Here is a 3,474-nt window from a genome sequence, read left to right on the forward strand (position 1 = left end):
GGGCATTTGCCGTGGTAAAAAGAGGAACACCGTATGTGGTCCTTCAGCAATATGCAGCTTAAAAAATAAAACTAAATTTTACTAGGATTTGATCTTGGAATACGTATATGGTTTGTTGCGTGGTTTAGCACGTAATTTAGCAAATAAAAACCGAATAGAAAATTCGCGAGGATTTTTGTAAGTAAGCGAGAACCAGCCATTAATTATACACGGTGTTACCTGCTGTTATTATCCTCAAATGGTGTTATTTCATTAATGTCTGTAGGAATTCCTTGTTCTTTATATCTATTTTCGATATTTATTTGAACTACATCAACATCCTTTTTCCAAATAATCAATGATAAGAATGCAATTGTAACTCTTACATTAACTTCAATATCTCTCGGATTTGTTAATTCTTTCCATTTTTCTTTTAATTCTTTACTTTTTAATTCAACAACAGAAGTATATAATTTCAGTTTTTCATCTATTAATTTCAATTCAAATTTTTCCTTTTCTTCTTCGCTTAAATCTCTATGTTCAATACTTGGTAAATCTTTTGTTTTGAGTATGAATAATGTGTTACGAATTTGGTTCTGTGTAGAAGGGATATTTGCCAGTATTGTTTTGTATTTGCTTAATTTATTTGATAACTCATCGCTTATGTTAACTCCTACAATAGTATAATCATTAATATTTATGTTAAGTTTCTCAATACCAAAAATTATATTGTCCAAATTTAATAAGTATCTTCTTGTTCTTGCTATTAAAAAGGAGTTTGGAATATACCTCTTAATATTGCCATTAGATATTTGACTTGCTAATACTGTGTCAAAATTTAAGTTAGGTATATCTTTATCTGTAAACGCTGATTTCGAAAATAACGTGTTTATTCCTGCTACAGTTAATTTTAAGTCCGATTTTTTTGATTTTTTATCGATTGGAATAAATATATTATCATATAATTTGAAAGCATTAATAATTATATTTTTCGTTTTTTCATTGAAGTCTTTTATCTTTTCTTTCGAAAGTGGTGCATTTAATTTTTCAGCTCCAATTTTTTCAATTATTTTTTCTTTTAGTTTGTAAACAAAATCAAACATTTCAGTTTTTTTTGTTTTTACAATGTTCGAAAAATTTGTTTCTGACAATAATTCGTGGTTTTGGGTAACATCTTCTAAGCATTTTTCAAAATAAGATAAACCGTCATACCAATTGTTTAATTCTAAAATATTCTCTGGTAATTCAGGAAGTGATGTGAAATTTTGATAAGTAAGATGCTTATTTCGTGAAAATTGTCTTATAAACAGTAAAACAATATAACTAGATATCCTATATGTAATTTTACCACTATTTCCATAATTATCTAATTCTGGGAAATAGTATTTAATATCAACAGGTTTATCTCTTTTAAATTCATTCCTAAATTCTTCAAACCAATAAAAAATATCGGTCATTGTTTCAGGTAATAACTCATAGCTTGGAGGTACAGATTGCGTGTAATTTAAAATATAATCTATTGTTTTATATAGCTTTTTATGAAGTAATAAACCTCCTAATGCATAATGAAATTCTAAAAACACTAGTCTTTCTTTTCTGCGTTTTTCTACTTCATCTTTGTTTTTTGTTATTAACTCTTCTTGTGCATTCCACTCATAATCTTCCATTATTGGTCTTAATCTATGAGAGAGATATTGATGAGCAGTACTCCAATGACTTCGTATGTACTTTTCTTTTTTGCTAATTGTAATAATATTTCGCCATAACCAATTATATGTCTTTTCTGATATTGGAATTTCATCAAAACTTTCTCCTAATATCCACCAACTACTAACAGCTCTATGCTCTAAAACTGGTATTTGCACGTTATCTTTTCTGACTACAGAAGAACATAAATCATAAACAAATTCATATAATTCATTTGGGTATTCTAATCCTTGTATTTCACTATTATAGTTTGTTCTACTTTTTTTGAACTCAAAATAATAAAAATCGACTAATGTTTTTTGAAGATGTTTATCGGGATTATTTAAATTATTTAGTGCAAAAAAAGAAAATTCATTAATTGTTTTTAAATGATATTTTTTTTGAATGTCATCATCATTTGTGAATTTGTTGTATTTAGCTATTATTTTTTTTAATAGAGTAGTCGGTTTTCCATTGAAAAGCATAACCTTATCAAGCCAAATGAAGAATTGAATAGTTAAAATTATCGTAGATAGTAATATTAGAATCTCAGCAGAATTGCCAATAAAGTTGTCAATTATTGAAATATTTGTTTTGAATAATGGAGGTAAGTTGAGAATTAGAAAAATGAATAAAAAAATATTAAAATAGAGAGTGAATTTAAATGTGGAAATATCTAAATATTTAAGCCTCCTTTGTGGATATTCTTTATTAAATAATTCAGAAAGATAATTGGAGTTATATTTATCTCCTATGTTCGAGATTTTGTCTACAATTATAGGATAAGCTATACCTAATATTGCGATGTCTATTGCTACGCAAATTTCAATTATGTATTTCATTATTTCATAGGTTCGTTTTAATTGCAGGTAACGTTTATGTGTAAGGAACGTTGCGTGTTTGTGTGCGAGGATTTTCCGAAGGAAAATCGGATGCAAGCAAGCAAAGCAACGACCAAGCGATTAAACTAAAATAAGCAATGTTTTTTACACGGTGTTACCCAACGTTTTTATTCTTTTTTTTTGGTCAAATTTCGGATTAACATAATACCTCCAATGATTATTCCTATCACAAATAAAAATCCAAATATTTTTCCAATAATCAGCCCTTTTCCGTAGTCGTTATTCCTTTTAACTTCAGGTTCATTACCATCTTTGATTATTGCAGAAAAAGAATTAAAAAACTTTTCTTTATTGGTTGAAACTAATTGTTCATTTTCTTTAAAAGTCAAGAATTCGTAACTTATTAAATGATTACTTATATATAAAAGTCTTTTATATCTTAAATCAGGTAATTGAGGGTTTGAATTAGCTAAAAATATTATTTCTAAACCTTTAAGGTTATTGTATTCAAATTCTTTTTTTTCTAATAATTCTCCATTCACTGCTTCTAAAGTACCAGACACAACTCCTTCATAGAATTCAGATAATGTTTTTATTGGATCAGAATTAAAATCTTTTACTGTCACAATATAAGCTCCTAGGTCATCAGAAGTCGAAAAGTATACTTCTCCATTAGATTCGGCTTTATCAGGTGAGAAAGGAAATTCGATTGAGGAAAAATCATTTAATTTAGTTTCCGACCATTCTTGACTAAAACAAATGTTGGTGATTAAAAGTAGAGCGATTAGGTATTTCATAAAATAATTTAGTTTGAATTTCGTGTTTTTTTCAAATGTTGGGTAACGGTTTTGTGTATGATTAGTGGCGTGTTTAAGCACCTAATTTAGCAAATAAAAACCAGATAGAAAATCCGCGAGGATTTTCGTAAGTAGGCGAGAACTAGCCATTAATTATACACGTTGTTGTA

General features: G+C 27.7%; 2 protein-coding genes. Both read right to left on the minus strand.

Annotation, left to right across the window (positions count from 1 at the left end):
* Nucleotides 1-215: 215 nt before the first annotated feature.
* Nucleotides 216-2,507, minus strand: a complete 2,292-nt coding sequence (locus ACJJVO_RS00105) for a hypothetical protein (protein ID WP_405568923.1) — start codon at nucleotides 2,505-2,507, stop codon at nucleotides 216-218.
* A gap of 167 nt (nucleotides 2,508-2,674) precedes the next feature.
* Nucleotides 2,675-3,304: a hypothetical protein gene (locus ACJJVO_RS00110; RefSeq protein WP_405568925.1), complete on the minus strand. Its 630-nt coding sequence runs from the start codon at nucleotides 3,302-3,304 to the stop codon at nucleotides 2,675-2,677.
* Between the last annotated feature and the right edge of the window lie 170 nt (nucleotides 3,305-3,474).

Origin of the sequence: Winogradskyella sp. Asnod2-B02-A (assembly GCF_045063645.1) — a bacterium.
GTDB lineage: Bacteria > Bacteroidota > Bacteroidia > Flavobacteriales > Flavobacteriaceae > Winogradskyella.

Excerpts from the sequence above, each read along its gene's own strand:
- ACJJVO_RS00105 (WP_405568923.1), bottom strand. The coding sequence starts at position 2,507 with ATGAAATACATAATTGAAATTTGCGTAGCAATAGACATCGCAATATTA.
- ACJJVO_RS00110 (WP_405568925.1), bottom strand. The coding sequence starts at position 3,304 with ATGAAATACCTAATCGCTCTACTTTTAATCACCAACATTTGTTTTAGT.